Annotated in this window: 16 protein-coding genes; 10 read left to right on the forward strand and 6 right to left on the reverse strand. The window is 63.1% G+C overall.

Going from position 1 to position 13,197, the window contains the following annotated elements; genetic code table 11:
• Positions 1–180 precede the first annotated feature (180 nt).
• Positions 181–600, forward strand: coding sequence for a hypothetical protein (locus LDZ27_RS26300; RefSeq protein ID WP_244818213.1), 420 nt, complete (start codon positions 181–183; stop codon positions 598–600).
• A 283-nt stretch (positions 601–883) separates the two neighbouring features.
• Here the strand turns inward: LDZ27_RS26300 and LDZ27_RS26305 are convergent, their stop codons facing one another.
• From LDZ27_RS26305 to LDZ27_RS26320, 4 genes are read right to left on the reverse strand one after another with little or no spacing between them, the layout of a single operon-like run.
• Entirely contained in the window at positions 884–1,876 is a 993-nt protein-coding gene (locus tag LDZ27_RS26305) for a DUF1839 family protein (protein ID WP_244818214.1), read from the reverse strand.
• Positions 1,873–2,940, reverse strand: coding sequence for an amino acid--[acyl-carrier-protein] ligase (locus LDZ27_RS26310; RefSeq protein ID WP_244818215.1), 1,068 nt, complete (start codon positions 2,938–2,940; stop codon positions 1,873–1,875). The genes LDZ27_RS26305 and LDZ27_RS26310 overlap by 4 nt, the downstream gene beginning before the upstream one ends.
• A 4-nt stretch (positions 2,941–2,944) precedes the next feature.
• The gene (locus LDZ27_RS26315; protein ID WP_244818216.1) at positions 2,945–4,210 is read right to left on the reverse strand and encodes an acyl-CoA dehydrogenase family protein; all 1,266 of its coding nucleotides are present in this window, start codon (positions 4,208–4,210) and stop codon (positions 2,945–2,947) included.
• The gene (locus LDZ27_RS26320; protein ID WP_244818217.1) at positions 4,207–4,458 is read right to left on the reverse strand and encodes an acyl carrier protein; all 252 of its coding nucleotides are present in this window, start codon (positions 4,456–4,458) and stop codon (positions 4,207–4,209) included. The genes LDZ27_RS26315 and LDZ27_RS26320 overlap by 4 nt, the downstream gene beginning before the upstream one ends.
• A 651-nt stretch (positions 4,459–5,109) precedes the next feature.
• On the opposite strand from LDZ27_RS26320, the gene LDZ27_RS26325 reads away from it, so the two are divergent.
• The gene (locus LDZ27_RS26325; RefSeq protein WP_244818218.1) at positions 5,110–5,355 is read left to right on the forward strand and encodes a hypothetical protein; all 246 of its coding nucleotides are present in this window, start codon (positions 5,110–5,112) and stop codon (positions 5,353–5,355) included.
• 24 nt (positions 5,356–5,379) lie between these two features.
• Here the strand turns inward: LDZ27_RS26325 and LDZ27_RS26330 are convergent, their stop codons facing one another.
• The gene (locus LDZ27_RS26330) at positions 5,380–5,814 is read right to left on the reverse strand and encodes a hypothetical protein (protein WP_244818219.1); all 435 of its coding nucleotides are present in this window, start codon (positions 5,812–5,814) and stop codon (positions 5,380–5,382) included.
• Positions 5,815–6,320: 506 nt separating this feature from the next.
• On the opposite strand from LDZ27_RS26330, the gene LDZ27_RS26335 reads away from it, so the two are divergent.
• The 4 genes from LDZ27_RS26335 (at position 6,321) to LDZ27_RS26350 (ending at position 8,763) form a co-directional block, all read left to right on the forward strand.
• Positions 6,321–7,076, forward strand: coding sequence for a FadR/GntR family transcriptional regulator (locus LDZ27_RS26335; protein ID WP_244818220.1), 756 nt, complete (start codon positions 6,321–6,323; stop codon positions 7,074–7,076).
• 160 nt (positions 7,077–7,236) lie between these two features.
• On the forward strand, positions 7,237–7,782 hold the full coding sequence (locus LDZ27_RS26340) for a hypothetical protein (RefSeq protein WP_244818221.1): 546 nt from the start codon (positions 7,237–7,239) through the stop codon (positions 7,780–7,782).
• A 119-nt stretch (positions 7,783–7,901) separates the two neighbouring features.
• Positions 7,902–8,489 carry a CPBP family intramembrane glutamic endopeptidase gene (locus LDZ27_RS26345; RefSeq protein WP_244818222.1) on the forward strand — a complete coding sequence of 196 codons (588 nt, stop codon included), beginning with the start codon at positions 7,902–7,904 and terminating at the stop codon, positions 8,487–8,489.
• 76 nt (positions 8,490–8,565) lie between these two features.
• On the forward strand, positions 8,566–8,763 hold the full coding sequence (locus LDZ27_RS26350; protein ID WP_244818223.1) for a hypothetical protein: 198 nt from the start codon (positions 8,566–8,568) through the stop codon (positions 8,761–8,763).
• 10 nt (positions 8,764–8,773) lie between these two features.
• Here the strand turns inward: LDZ27_RS26350 and LDZ27_RS26355 are convergent, their stop codons facing one another.
• On the reverse strand, positions 8,774–9,979 hold the full coding sequence (locus LDZ27_RS26355; RefSeq protein ID WP_244818224.1) for a YbfB/YjiJ family MFS transporter: 1,206 nt from the start codon (positions 9,977–9,979) through the stop codon (positions 8,774–8,776).
• A gap of 95 nt (positions 9,980–10,074) precedes the next feature.
• Between LDZ27_RS26355 and LDZ27_RS26360 the strand changes: the two genes are divergently transcribed.
• The 4 genes from LDZ27_RS26360 to LDZ27_RS26375 all read left to right on the forward strand — a co-directional run bounded on the left by LDZ27_RS26360 (position 10,075) and on the right by LDZ27_RS26375 (position 13,163).
• Complete coding sequence (locus LDZ27_RS26360; protein WP_244818225.1) at positions 10,075–10,947, forward strand: LysR substrate-binding domain-containing protein; 873 nt, start codon at positions 10,075–10,077, stop codon at positions 10,945–10,947.
• Between the two features lie 156 nt (positions 10,948–11,103).
• Positions 11,104–12,003, forward strand: coding sequence for a flagellar brake protein (locus tag LDZ27_RS26365; RefSeq protein ID WP_244818226.1), 900 nt, complete (start codon positions 11,104–11,106; stop codon positions 12,001–12,003).
• A 60-nt stretch (positions 12,004–12,063) separates the two neighbouring features.
• Entirely contained in the window at positions 12,064–12,624 is a 561-nt protein-coding gene (locus LDZ27_RS26370; protein WP_244818227.1) for a hypothetical protein, read from the forward strand.
• Positions 12,625–12,668: 44 nt separating this feature from the next.
• Positions 12,669–13,163 carry an MOSC domain-containing protein gene (locus LDZ27_RS26375; protein ID WP_244818228.1) on the forward strand — a complete coding sequence of 165 codons (495 nt, stop codon included), beginning with the start codon at positions 12,669–12,671 and terminating at the stop codon, positions 13,161–13,163.
• Positions 13,164–13,197 lie beyond the last annotated feature (34 nt).

Raw genomic sequence — 13,197 nt, forward strand, 5'->3', positions numbered from 1 at the left:
CTCTTCATACGATGCGCCAATGAGTTTTACGCCATAACGCGCCGGTTCGCCGTGCGTATGAGGCCACCAAAGGCGTGCTTGCGGCACGCGTACGCGCGCGATGGCCGTATGCGCGTCCTTCCAGGCAAGCGCGGCGGACACCTCGCCACACGCGATGCGCATGTCGCGGGGCGCTTGCGCATGGAAGAACCGCACAGTGACATCGAGCAGACCGTCGGCGCCATTGACGCGCGGTGTCATCTCCACGCGATCAATCGACGTTTGCGACTCGCCGATCAATTCGACAGGACGCCACGGACCGACTGGCTGAATCGTCGGGCACCAGCCTGGCATGTGGCCGAGCAGCGTCGTGCGAACGTTGCGCAAGGTCGCGGGTTGCGCGAGCTTGGGCCGCCAGCGCGCGCGGCCGCGCTTAGCCGCAAGCGCTGCTGCAATCGATCGAAAGCAGATAAAGAGCGTCGTGTGACCAGTGAATTCGATATCGAGTTCGTGCTCGACAAACATCGAATCGGATTCGAGCAGCTTGCGCTCGTCCATCCAGATTTCGGCGACCGTCGCGAGTCCGTTGAAGCGCAAGCGCCGCTTGCCGTGCGCGTCTAACGTAATGCGATACCAATGATCGGAGAGTGCAAAAGGCTGCGCGAGCGCGTCTTCTTTAGCGCCTGCCGCGCGATGTGCCGACGCAATCGTTCCCGGCACCGGTGCATCGATCCAGTTCGTGTAAGCGTCGAGTGCAGCAGGCGTGGCGCATGCGCCCGCAGGGGTGCTCACGCATTGCCAGCCGGCGTCCAGGCGGCGCGGCGCGAACGGCGAGACGTGCATAGCCTTTCCTTGAAATTCTTGAAGGCAAGACTTGGGCCGCGCTAGGCGCGCGGCTCAAGTCTTAGAGAAAGCGCGCGGCAAGCGGCTCGATGACCTTGTCATACGATGCTTCGAGAGAATCGAGACAATCGTTGCAAGGGTCCACGCGAGAGCGCATGCGCGCACGGGCGAGGCGGAACTGCATGACCATCGCTTCGCTGGCAATGGCTTGCGCGCTCGCCTGAATATCGCCGGGCACATCGATGCCGTGCGCGTTCAGCCACCCGAGATACTTCGACAGCAGTTCGAAATTAGAACCGAGCTGCCGCATGATGTTGAATGTATAGAGGTGGTAATACGCGACATCGCGTTCGAGCAGTGCACGCAAGTGCTCAGGAAATTCCGCGCGCCATTGCGATACTGGATTCACGGAAGGCCGATCGACGAGACGCAATTTGAGTAGTTCGATCGAGCGTTGCACGAGTGCATCGCCATCGAGCGGCGCGCGCGCACGCTTGACGAACTCCACGTAAGGGAAGAGTGCATGCACGTCGCTGGCAAGATCCGGCATCAGGCGGAAGACACCTTCGTAGTCTTCGTTCGATAGCGAGAAATAGCCCGCGTTATGGAAATACGTGATGCGCTTTTCCTTCGCATCGATCGAATCGATCGCGATGGTCGTCTTCGAATGCGTCTGACGGTAAGCGGTTGCGCGCGTATCCGGCAAATAGAACGCGTCTACTTCAGCGACCACCACATGCCCGCGTTTCGTCTGCTCGCAAACATGCGCTTCGAGCGTGTCATAAATGGCCAACTCTTGCGCCTGCAAGCCATAAAGCCTGCCGATGTCATCGAGCGAAAACTTCGGGAACGTGAACTGGTCGCCCTCGAACGCTTGCGTTACCGTAAAGCCAAGCGCTGCATGCGGATCGCAGCCGAAGTGATGCAACAGCTCGATCCACAAGTCGACATAGCAGTTAGTCTCCAGCCAGACGCGCTCGCCGCGATGCAATGCATGGCGGCTCGCTTCGTCTTCCGTGCCGGTCAGCGCTACTTCGGGCGAGCGCGCGTTCATGCCTCTTTGCCCAGGTTCGCGAGGCCATCGGCGATGATCGGCGCAGCATTGCCCCACAACAGTTCGCGCACGGCGGCCGGCCACGCTCTCACGTCTAGGCCATGATGACGGAAGAGCCCAAGCGTCGTGCGCTCCATGCCAAAGCCCACGCACGCGGTATGCGCAACGCTGTCGTCTGCCTGACGGATATTCCAGAGCTCGCCGAAGTGCTCCATGTGATAGTTGAACGACAGACACGCAGTCGGGCGGTCAGGCGTCGCAACCGGAACGAGCAATTCGAATTTCAATTCCTGTGCGCGCTGGCTATCCGCGACAATCTTGCCGCCGCGTCCAAAGAACGGATCGTTGGCGAGATCGATTTCGAATGGCAATTGCAACAGACGCACGAGGAGCGAGCCGCGGTCGATCCATTTCTGACGGAAGGCCATGACCTGTTCCGGGCTGCCTACACGAATATATTCGCGCATGCGGAACATCTGCATGCGGCCCGGATCGATGGACGGCTCATGACGGAAACAATAAGAGAACGCATCGAAAGTCGCGCCGTCCTTAGCGAGATTGCCGCGCTTCGCAACCAGCGGATAAATCGGATAGCATGCGGCCGGCGTCAGCACGAGGCGAGTCGGCTTTTGCTGATCCATCCATTCGTCGGAACGCTCTTCTTCTTCGCCGATATGAACGATTTTGTCGAGCGCTTCGAGCAAGCGATGATGTCCACGGTCGTTGCCCTGGAACGAGTGAATCGTACCCGCAAGATTCGGGAAACTCTTGAGGTATTCGCTGTCCTCGAAGTCGCGGCGACGCATGGCGGGCGGAAAGCGCAGCGCTTCTGCGTGCTGGTCCGCGCCGAGCAGCGTAATGGCCTGATTCAGGCGCTCGACGACATCTTCGAAGACTGCGCTACGGCCATAAAGCCCGTCTTCGCCGGTGTCGATCAGAATGCCCGCTTCCATCAGGCGATCGCGCAAGGTCACGTCCGATTTGTCGTACGCGGCTTGCGTCGCTTGTCCTTGTGCTTGTTCTTCAGCCGGCATGATCGCGGCTTGTTCGGTCGGCATGTTCATGTCTTTATAGGGTCCCCGTTGCGGCGCGCTGCGCAAGCAGCAGATTCGCCGTATTCAGTTCGATGCGGTCATTGCTGATCATGAGCGGTGCGGAATGCAGATCGCGCAGATGGCGCCCCACGCTAAAGGGCGTATCGTTTTTATAGCCCGCCATGCCGCATATCATCAGTGTCTCTTGCACGACTTGCAGCGCGGACTGCGAGATCGCGAGCTTGAGCATGTTCAGGTCCGATGCGATTCCGATGGATGCGGTAAGCGGCGCATCGATGTCCTCTGCATGATTTGCCTGGCGCGCAATGCGTTCGCGCTGTGCTGCTTCGACGCCTGCAAGCGATTCACGCAGGCGTGCCTGCATCATCTTGACGAGCGTGACTGCCTGCGCAAGGCGCGATGCCGATGGCGGCAACGCGCCGGGCTTGCCGCGCGCCTGATTGCGAAAGAACTGATGCGCGCGATTCACCGCGTCCGATGCAATGCCGATCCACACCGCAGACCACAGCGTATGCGACACGGGCAGCATGCTTTCATCGGCGATCTTCGAGAACGGCACCGGAAGAATCTGCTCTGCCGTGCCGCTTGCAATCAGTCGATGTCCTTCGCTGCACGTACCGCGCATGCCGAGCGTGTCCCATGTGCCGCGTTGTTCGAGCGTGCACGTCTCGCGCGGTGCCACGATGAGTACTTGATCCGAAGGCGGCGCATCCGGATGACGTCGTGCCGTCACGAGAATGCAGTCCGAGTGCTTGCCGTATGAGATCGTTGGCGCGAGCTTCTCGATGGTGAAAGCGCCATCGACGAGATCCACCGCGCATGCGCTCGTTCGCATGTTGCCGCCGATGGTCTCCTCCGATGTCGCCGATGCGAGCAGCAGCTGCTCGTTCACCATGCGCGCGAGGAAATCTCTCTGCCACTGCACGTTCGCGCCATGATCGACGATGCAGATCACCTGGCTCTGATGCATGGCATAGATCATTGCCGACGATGCGCAGCCTTGAGCGAGCGTTTCGCACAAGCGCGCGACGCCGGAGAGCGCAAGCCCATCGCCGCCATGAATCGCCGGGACCATCGCGGAGAAGAGCCGCTCTTCGCGCATGGCCGCGACTGCCTCAGCGGGAAAGCGCGCTTCCTTGTCGACTGTATTCGCATATTTGGCCGCGATGGCGGCCACGCGCTGTGCCGCTTCGAGCAGTTCGCTTTCGCTGCGCGGCGCGGCGCTGCGATCGATCTGCGCCAGTTGCGATGCTTCGAGTTCGTGCGTGGCGGCGTTCATGCGGCCGCCTGCGAACGACGCAGTTCATCGACGGCGGCGGCGAGCGAATCTACGCTCGAGAAGAGCCGGCGCGTGAGCATGTGATCCGGAATCTCGACACCGAACTCGTCTTCGATCGCGAGCATGACGTGAACCGTGGCAAGCGAAGAAAGCCCAGCGGCGTAAAGATCATCGCTGTCGGAGAGAGTATCGATGGGAACATCGAGGCGTGCGGATTCGGATAGGATGCGGCGCAATTCAGTTTTCATTGTGTCTGGTTTCCCTTGTACCTGGCCAACGGTGCATCCGGCCAAATGCGCTTAAAGCGGGTCTCCCCTTTAAGAGCGCCTTTAACATTTATTTAGGCCGGCGCTACGGGCGGTGGTGATCTCGCTCGATGAACCGATTTCCTCAAAGAGCCCTCGCACGCACCGTCGAGGTTTGTTTGATCGTATTTAACGAATTCCGGGGGGCTGTCGTCCGTGCGATGGCGCACGATGGTCAGTCATGAGCGTGTCGATAGGGCGGTAGCGCCACGCTTGAAGCGGCGAGTTTCTTCACGCTGACGCCTGTCAATGCGCGTCTCGTTTTGTTATGTCACGAGCCGCTTGATGCAGCCATTGCTTTGAGCCGTTGAAAGCCGAATGAAATGACGCCAATCCAAGCCGGTCACGACTCTGTCCTTATTTGCATTCCAGCGTTAATGGTGTTCGTCGATCTTGTCGACGCAAAGAGGGCGTCAGTGGCGAAAACTACGCACGTCGCGACGACGAGCACGAAACCTGCTAACAGGCTTGCGCGTCCGATGTGTCGGCGGATCGCATTCTGCGTCCTGCGTGCGGCATGCTGAATGCAAAACGCAAAATGGCCGCGCGCATGCAGTTCGCACATTCCAAATCTTCAATGACGGAGGGAGCAAGATGAAAACGAACAAGCTCGCAGTGTTGGTCGCGTTGACGACCGGCGTAACGCTTGCGTCGGGCGCCGCCATGGCGCAAGCCGGCGGGAACGGTAACGGGGGCAACGGCGGCGGGAACGCGCATGGCGCTGCAACCGCCGCGCCGACGGCGGGCGGCGACAACACGTCCGTCCCGGGCAGCACGCGCAAGGGCTTCCACTTCAAGCATAAGAAGAAAGCCAAGCCGGCCGACACGACGGCCCAGTAAGCGGCTTCGTCCGATGCGCGGCCTTCAGGCGGCCGCGCTTTCCACGTCGATGTCGTCTGTGCCTAGACGCGAAAAGATGTCGCAGACGGCGCGCATCTCGGCCTCGTCGCGAATGCTGACGACCACTCGCGTGATGCTGGCAAGACCGCCTTGCGCGCCATCGTCGACGGGCCGGTGATGGAAGTCGGGGAGAATGTCGTTGCTCGGCGATTCCGAATCGTCCGCAGCACCAAAAAGCGGACCGCTCGCACCGAAGTACTCGGCATAACCCGCGTGTTCCGCAGTGATCCATTGCGTGGGCGAACTCGCGCTGAGCGCGATGGACATCTGAATGTCGTCGAAGCCGCTTGCGCTCGCGACGCGAATGCGGTCGACGGCAATGCCTTCCGCCCGCAGGTCTTCAAGCGCTTCATCCAGTTTGCGTGAGCCGCAAAACGCCCCGGTTACTTCTCGCATCATTGCTCGTCTCCTTACCTGCTTCTACAACTGCTTTTACGTATTGCCGCGTCCTTGCGCCGAACGGCAAGAAAAAGCGCGTGCTGAGTGCCTGCTGTCATGCGGCCAATGGAGAAAGCGCGCACGCGAAACTTCACGCGAAGAACGCGCTGAAGAATGCGCTGGAAAATGACAGCCGGAATCCGCGATGTACGAAAGCTCGCGCGTGCGCGAAAAGTTGGCGACTCCAGCGGATGCGGACATGGGATTCGCGAGCCTGTGAAAAGTGAACGATGAATGCCCTGCGGCCGGAACGGGACCGGGCGGCGTTCACTTCATGCGGTCCGTGAACTTTACGCCGCAACGAACGGCATTTCAACGGAATGATTTGGCGACGGATCACTGAATAATGAATGCAAAATGCCGCGGAGGGTAAGCCAGACGCGCGAGCAGCGTCGGCTGCGATAGTCGTCGTACAAGCTGGCGCGCGCCCTATAATGGGCCATCAGCATCCACCGATTGGTCCGTCAATGTCTCCTGCACCCGCAACCGGCGCGCTTCGCCGATCCCGCAATCTCACCGAGGAAGTCGTCGCCGAACTTTCCGAGCGCATCCGCAGCGGGGCGCTTCAGCCGGGCGACAAGCTGCCGACCGAATCGGAAATCATGGCGCAACTGGGCGTGAGCCGGACGGTCGTGCGCGAGTCGATCTCGCGTCTGCAGGCGGCGCGGCTGGTCCAGACGCGGCACGGCATCGGGACATTCGTGCTGGAAGCGGGCGACCAGGATCGTTTCCAGATCGAGGCCGCGGGCGACCTCACTGTGCGCGACGTCATGGCGATCCTCGAATTGCGCATCAGCCTGGAAGCGGAGGCGGCGGGGTTGGCCGCGATGCGCCGAACCGACGACAACCTCGCGCAGATGCGCCGCGCGCTCGATGAATTCGAGCGGCACATTGCGCAGGGCACGGGAAACGCCGTCGCCGCGGACGTGGCTTTCCATCTCGAACTCGCGAAAGCCACGGGCAACCGCTATTTCCACAGCATCTTGAGCCAGCTCGGCAACACCATCATTCCGCGCACGCGCGTCAATTCGGCGGCGCTTGCGCACAACGATCCGGGCAGCTATCTGGACCGCGTGAATCGCGAACACGAAGACATCTACGACGCCATCGAGCGCCGCGATCCCGAAGCGGCGCGTGCCGCCATGCGAATGCATCTGTCGAATAGCCGCGAACGTCTGCGGCGGGCGCACGAGTCGCCGGCGAAGACATCCGATACCGAATGAGCAATCGGCAAAAGTCGAACCGTCGAACCGCAGAATCGTAAGGCGGGTCCGGGACTTGTAAGGCGAGGAGCTTGCTACTCAACTGGCATTGTGCATGCGGCGTGCTGCATGCAAGATGCATAACGCAATCCTCTTCACGAACTGTCCAAGGAGAACCCGGATGCACTGGATCGATCCCGACTGCCTGCCGGAAACGCGCGGCACGGTCACCCGATTTCTGCTCAACCCGCATGGCGAGCTGGACGGTTTGGTCCTCGATCAATCGCGGCAAGTGCATTTCCCGCCGCACTTGTCGAAGCAGGTGGCGCGGCGCGTGGCTATCGGCGATCCGGTGACGGTGCGCGGCGTGAAGCCTCGCGGCGTCGACATGATCGCCGCCGTCGCGTTGACGCCGAAGGACGGCCGCGTGATCGTCGATAACGGTCCCGAGCACGACGAGAGGCATCGCAAGGCGGAAGTCGAGCGGCGCCCGATGGAGGCGTTCGGCGAAGTGCAATTGTCGCTCCATGGCCCGAAGGGCGAACTGCGCGGCGCGTTACTCGACGATGGCACGTCCCTGCGCATGCCGCCGCATGCGGCCGAGGCGTTGTCGGAATATCTCGCGCCTGGCGCCCATGTGCATGCGTGGGGCCAAGGCGTGAAGAATCGGCTCGGGCGGAGCATCGAAGTGGACGAGATCGCGCATCTCGTCGACGAAGAGGAATAGGCCCAATAGTCCAATATGCTCGACTCGCCGGCGAGGGCCGCATCGCGCGATCGCACACGAACCCGCCGGCATACCGCGTTCTGTGGATTGAATTCATAACGCTGTATGCCGCCGTCCCGATGATCGTTCTCTGGACGGGGCAGACGCTCGTCATGGCCGTGGCGTTATGGCTCGGCGCGTTCGGCGTACACATGTTTGTCAATCGGCGGCAGCATGATTTTGCATGCATAGAGCACTGGCGCTGGCCTGCGTTGAGGGCGGGCGCGCCGCGTGTGCTGCTGCGTTTCGCGATGCTGGGAACGCTCGTCGCCGTGGCGGTTTGGCGCATCGAGCCGGAGTCGTTCCTGGCGCTTCCGCGCGAGAAACCGGCGCTCTGGCTGCTGATCGTCGTGCTTTATCCCGCGCTCTCCGTCTGGCCGCAAGAACTGCTGTACCGCAGCTTCCTGTTTCACCGATACCGCGCGCTCTTCGGCGACCGATGCGGCTATGTGGTGACTTCCGCGCTCGCCTTCGGCTACGCGCATCTGATCTTCCTGAACTGGGTCGCGCCGGCGATGACGGTGTTCGGCGGCGCGCTCTTCGCGCTCGGTTATAGAAAGCACCGGTCGCTCGCGTTGAGCTGCATCGAGCACGCGCTCTATGGCTGGCTTGTTTTCACCGTCGGGCTCGATCGCTACTTTCTCGCGGGCGCCGCCTGGGGGCACTGAGGCGCGTAACGCAAAAGCGTGCATTGGAATGCAGCATGCTAAATGCACGAGGTCATATCACAGAACGAGGCACGACATGTCCGACTCGAACGCCGAACCGAAAGCCGATCCGTCGAATCAACCCGTTGCACCGCCGGCCACGAAGCCCGGCCCGACGCCGGGAACGCCGCCTGACCTGAACCCGATCGGTCCGGGCGCGTCGCCGGGAGAGGAACATGAACTCGGCGCATCGGAGACGGGAGTCGCGCCGGATGCGCCGCACGGCGCGCCGTGAGTCGTCGCCATCACGCGCTGCTCGCATGTGCGTCCCCGCGCCAGCCGAGCCACGCGAGTCCCGCCGCACCGATCGCCAGCGCCGCCACCGCGATCCACAAGCCCGCCGAGAACGATCCGCTATGCGCGGCGATCGGCGCCGCGACCAGCGGTCCGGCGATTTGCCCCATGCCGTACGCCCCCGTCGCGTAGCCCATGAGCGCGGCAGCGGCATCCCCGCGCAGCCGGCGCGCCTCGCGCATCGCGAATAGCGTGATCGCAGTGAACGGCAGGCCGAGCAGAATGCTGCCGATACCGAGTCCGGGCGCAGTCGGACACACGATGCCGAGTACGATCCCCGACGCCTGAATCACGTAGCACGCGGCAAGCAGCCGCCGGTTGTCCCACGCGAGCGGCAAGCGCGCTGCGATCAGCGCGCCCGCCACCAGCGCGAGGCCGAACGCCGGCCAGAACAGATCGGGCCACGACGAGCCCGGCAGCGCCTGCCGCGCGATCACCGGCAGGAATGTCGCCGTGATGATGTAGCCGAACCCCGCGAGACCGTACAGCGCGACGAGCCACACCGCATCGGCGTGCGCGGAGGTCGACGCCGCCCTGTTCGGAGCGGCGGCGCGCGCCTGAGCGGCGGGCGCATCGCCCATGAATGCCTTCCACACGAACGCGCCCGCCACGCCCGAGCACGCCGCGAACGCCATCCAGACCCACGGCGCGGCCACGTCCAGCGCCGCGGCTGCCGCGCCGACGAGACCGGTCGACAAAATACCAACGCCCGGCCCCGCATAAATGATCCCGGCCAGCGCGTGCGCGTCCAGTTCCGCGAGCCGCCGCAAGCCCCACTGCGATGCGAACACGAACGCCCACGCGCTGACGACGCCCGCCGCGAAGCGTATCGCGGCCCAAAGCGCGAAGGCGTCGGTGAGTCCCATCGCGAGCGTGAGCACAATGGTCGACGCGAGCGCGAGACGCACCATGCGCGCATGCTCGACGCGAATCGCCGCACACGACAACGCGCCGATCAGATACCCCGCGTAGTTCGCCGACGCGAGCCAGCCGCCGTGCCGGATATCGAGTGCGCCGCTTTTGAGCATCAGCGGCAAGAGCGGCGTGAATGCGAAGCGCCCGACGCCGAGCGCCACCGCGAGGACCACCGCGCACGCGATGGCGGCGCGCCGGGCAGGATGAAGAGACAGCGAATCAGCGTGCGCGGATGTGGCCATGATCGGATCGTCGAAATGCAATGCTTCGATCCTAGCTTGACCCGCGCATCTCGAAAAATGAATAATCGAGATGCTTTCAATCTTTCGTTGAGAACATGGACCTGTCCGCATTGACCATTTTCAGGGCGGTCGTTCGCGAGAACGGCGTGACGCGCGCGGCGGCCAAGCTCAACCGCGTCCAGTCGAACGTGACGACGCGCATCCGCCAGCTCGAGGAGACGCTCGGCGCCGATCTCTTCATCCGCGATGGCCGGCGCCTCGTGCTCACGCCTGCCGGCGAGACGCTGCTGCCGTATGCGGAACGCCTGCTCGCGCTCGCCGAAGAGGCGCGCCACGCGGTCCGCGAAAATCGTCCGCAAGGCCGCCTGCGGCTCGGCACGATGGAAAGCACCGCAGCGAGCCGCCTGCCGCGCGTGCTCGCGACGTATCACCAGCGCTGGCCGCAGGTGACGCTCGAACTCGCGACGGGCGTGACGCGCGCGCTCGTCGAGAGCGTCCGCAGCTTCGATGTCGATGCGGCCTTGCTCGCGCAACCGATCGAGCCGGACGCGCTGCCCGCCGAGCAGTTCGAATCCGTCGCGGTGTTCAGGGAGGAACTGGTGCTGCTGACGCCGCGCGGAAAGGCGCCGTTCGCGATGGCGCGCGATGTCGCGGGCCTCACGCTCGTCGCGTTCGAGCGCGGCTGCGCGTACCGGTCATACGCGGCGCGCTGGTACGAGTTGCAGGGCATTCGCCCGGCGCGCGTGCTGGAACTCGGCTCGTATCACGCGATCGTCGCGTGCGTGGCCGCGGGCGCGGGCGTCGCGGTGGCGCCGCGCTCGGTGCTGGAACTCGCGCGGATCGACGGCGAAGTGGATTTGCATTCAATCGGCGAACTGGGACAGGTCGATACGCTGCTCGTCTGGCGCAAGGGTCACTTCTCGGCGGCGCTGAACGCCCTGCGCGATCTTCTAGTGGACGGCGCCTGACCATCGCTGCAAGCGAATTGCATTCCGCATGCAATTTCATCAGATCAATGCGGCATGACGCACTATGAACGGCGAGTCGGTCCGGTACGTTACGGCAATCGAAACTGATATGCCCGCATGCGAGCGCATGTGTGCGTGGACTACGGGAGACCGAACATGGTACTCGTCAAACTCACCGCCCAAGAGTTGAGAATCGGCACGCCGCTTCCGTTCGCCGTCTATGCGTCGAACGGCAAGCTCCTGCTGAAGGAGGGATATTGCGTGCGATCGGAAAGCCAGCGCGACAGGATTCTCGCGGCGGGCGGATTCCGCGATGAGGACGCCGCCGAGAGCCGCCCGCAGCCGGTCGCCGCTGCCGGCGTCGATATTCTGATCTCGACGGCCAGGCATGACGCACCGCCGGCTCGCCCAACCGTGCATCCGGTCGCCACAACGGGCAGACTGCCGAAGACGCTCGAAAGCGTGCAACTGACGATGGTGGGCAGCGAGCACGGCCCGCTGCTCGCGGATTTCGTGGGCACCGTTGCCGGTAGCGCGCTGCTCGTCGCCGCGCCGAGCGGACATGCATTGCTGAACGCCGGTATGGATGTCGAATGCAAGGCGCTGCTCGGACGGAAGATTTACCGCTTTCGCAGCAAGGTAATCGGGCGCAGCGATACGCCCGTCAAGATCGTGTACTTGGCTTACCCCGAGAGCGTGCAAACGCATATTGTGCGCAATCATGCGCGCGTGCAGACCGAGTTGCCGGGACGCCTTCTCCGCAACGATTGCGTCGCGGCGGGCTTCGACGTCACCGTCGTGAACGTGAGTCTCGGCGGCGTGGCGCTGCGTGTGCCGGATGCGCTCGTCAACGTCGGGGAGCATTTCAAACTGGCGCTGCGCCTGCGCGCGGACGGCAAGGTGCATGCCGTCGCGTTCAACTGCATTGCACGCAATCTGCGGCGTTTGCAGGGCGGCATGTTGATCGGCGCGGAATTCACGAACCGCACCGCCGAAACCACGGCGCTGCTCAGAGTCCACATGTTCGAGACGGCGACGGGCAGCGCATCCGAATGAAAGCACGCGGGCATACGCCGTGCTCATGCCGCATCGGCGGCATTACTAGAACGAACGGGCATGAAGATCGTATGCGTGGCATGGGGCTCCTTGCTGTGGAACCTCAAGGGCTTCCCAATCGAAGGCGAATGGCGCGAAGGCGGGCCGATGATCCCGCTCGAATTCGCGCGTCATTCGGATGGCGAGATCGTCAGTCTCGTCGTGCTGGAGTCGGGTCCGTTGCAGCCGACCTTCTGGGCGCCGGTCGCGCTCGATTCGCTCGATGCCGCGCGCGAGGCATTGCGCGCGCGCGAGGACGTGCGGGCGAACGTGGCGGAATGGATCGGCAGCGTGCCGGCTCCGGCGGGCATCGACTATCCGCAGTCGCATGCGCTGGCCGAATGGCTCAAGCGCAACGGCGCGGACGCCGTGATATGGACCGCGTTGCCGGCGAAATCGCGGGATTGCAACGGCCGCATGCCCAGCGTCGATGAAGCGATCACCTATCTGCGATCGCTCGGCGAAGACGAATGCCGCCGCGCCGAAGCGTATATCCGGAAGTCGCCCGTGGGCATCCGCACGCCGTTTCGCGAGCGCTTCGAAAGCGTATTCGGCTGGACGCCGACGCCCGCAGCGAGTTGATCCGTGCGCTCGGCGATCGATGCATCGATAAACATTCACGTCCCATGCCGCTCAATCCCGATTCGCCTCTCGCGCGCCTGATGCTTGCGCCGGTGCGCCCGGGGCGCGTCGTGTGGCTCGGGCTGCGCACATCGCGACGTACACCGATGCGCGAAGTCCAGGCCGCGCACGCATGCACGGACGAAGGGCTCGAAGGCGACCACTACACACGCAAAGGCGGCAACCGCCAGGTCACGCTGATCGAAGCGGAAAGCCTGCGCGCCATAGCGAGCTATCTCGGGCGTGACTGCGTTTTGCCGCTCGATATGCGGCGCAATATCGTCACCGAAGGCATCAATCTGAGTGCGCTGAAAGACCGGCGTTTTCGCATCGGCAACGCCGTGCTTGAAGCCAGCGGCGAGTGCCATCCCTGTTCCCGAATGGAAGAGAGTTTCGGCGTGGGCGGCTATAACGCTGTGCGCAGATTCGGCGGAATCACAGCGCGCGTCGTCGAGGACGGAATCATCGAGATTGGCAGCATCGTCGAGCCGTTGCTTTAGGCGTTAATAACCTGAAGCCCTGAACCCTTATCGC

It is taken from the genome of Caballeronia sp. Lep1P3 (genome assembly GCF_022879595.1).
Lineage (GTDB): Bacteria > Pseudomonadota > Gammaproteobacteria > Burkholderiales > Burkholderiaceae > Caballeronia.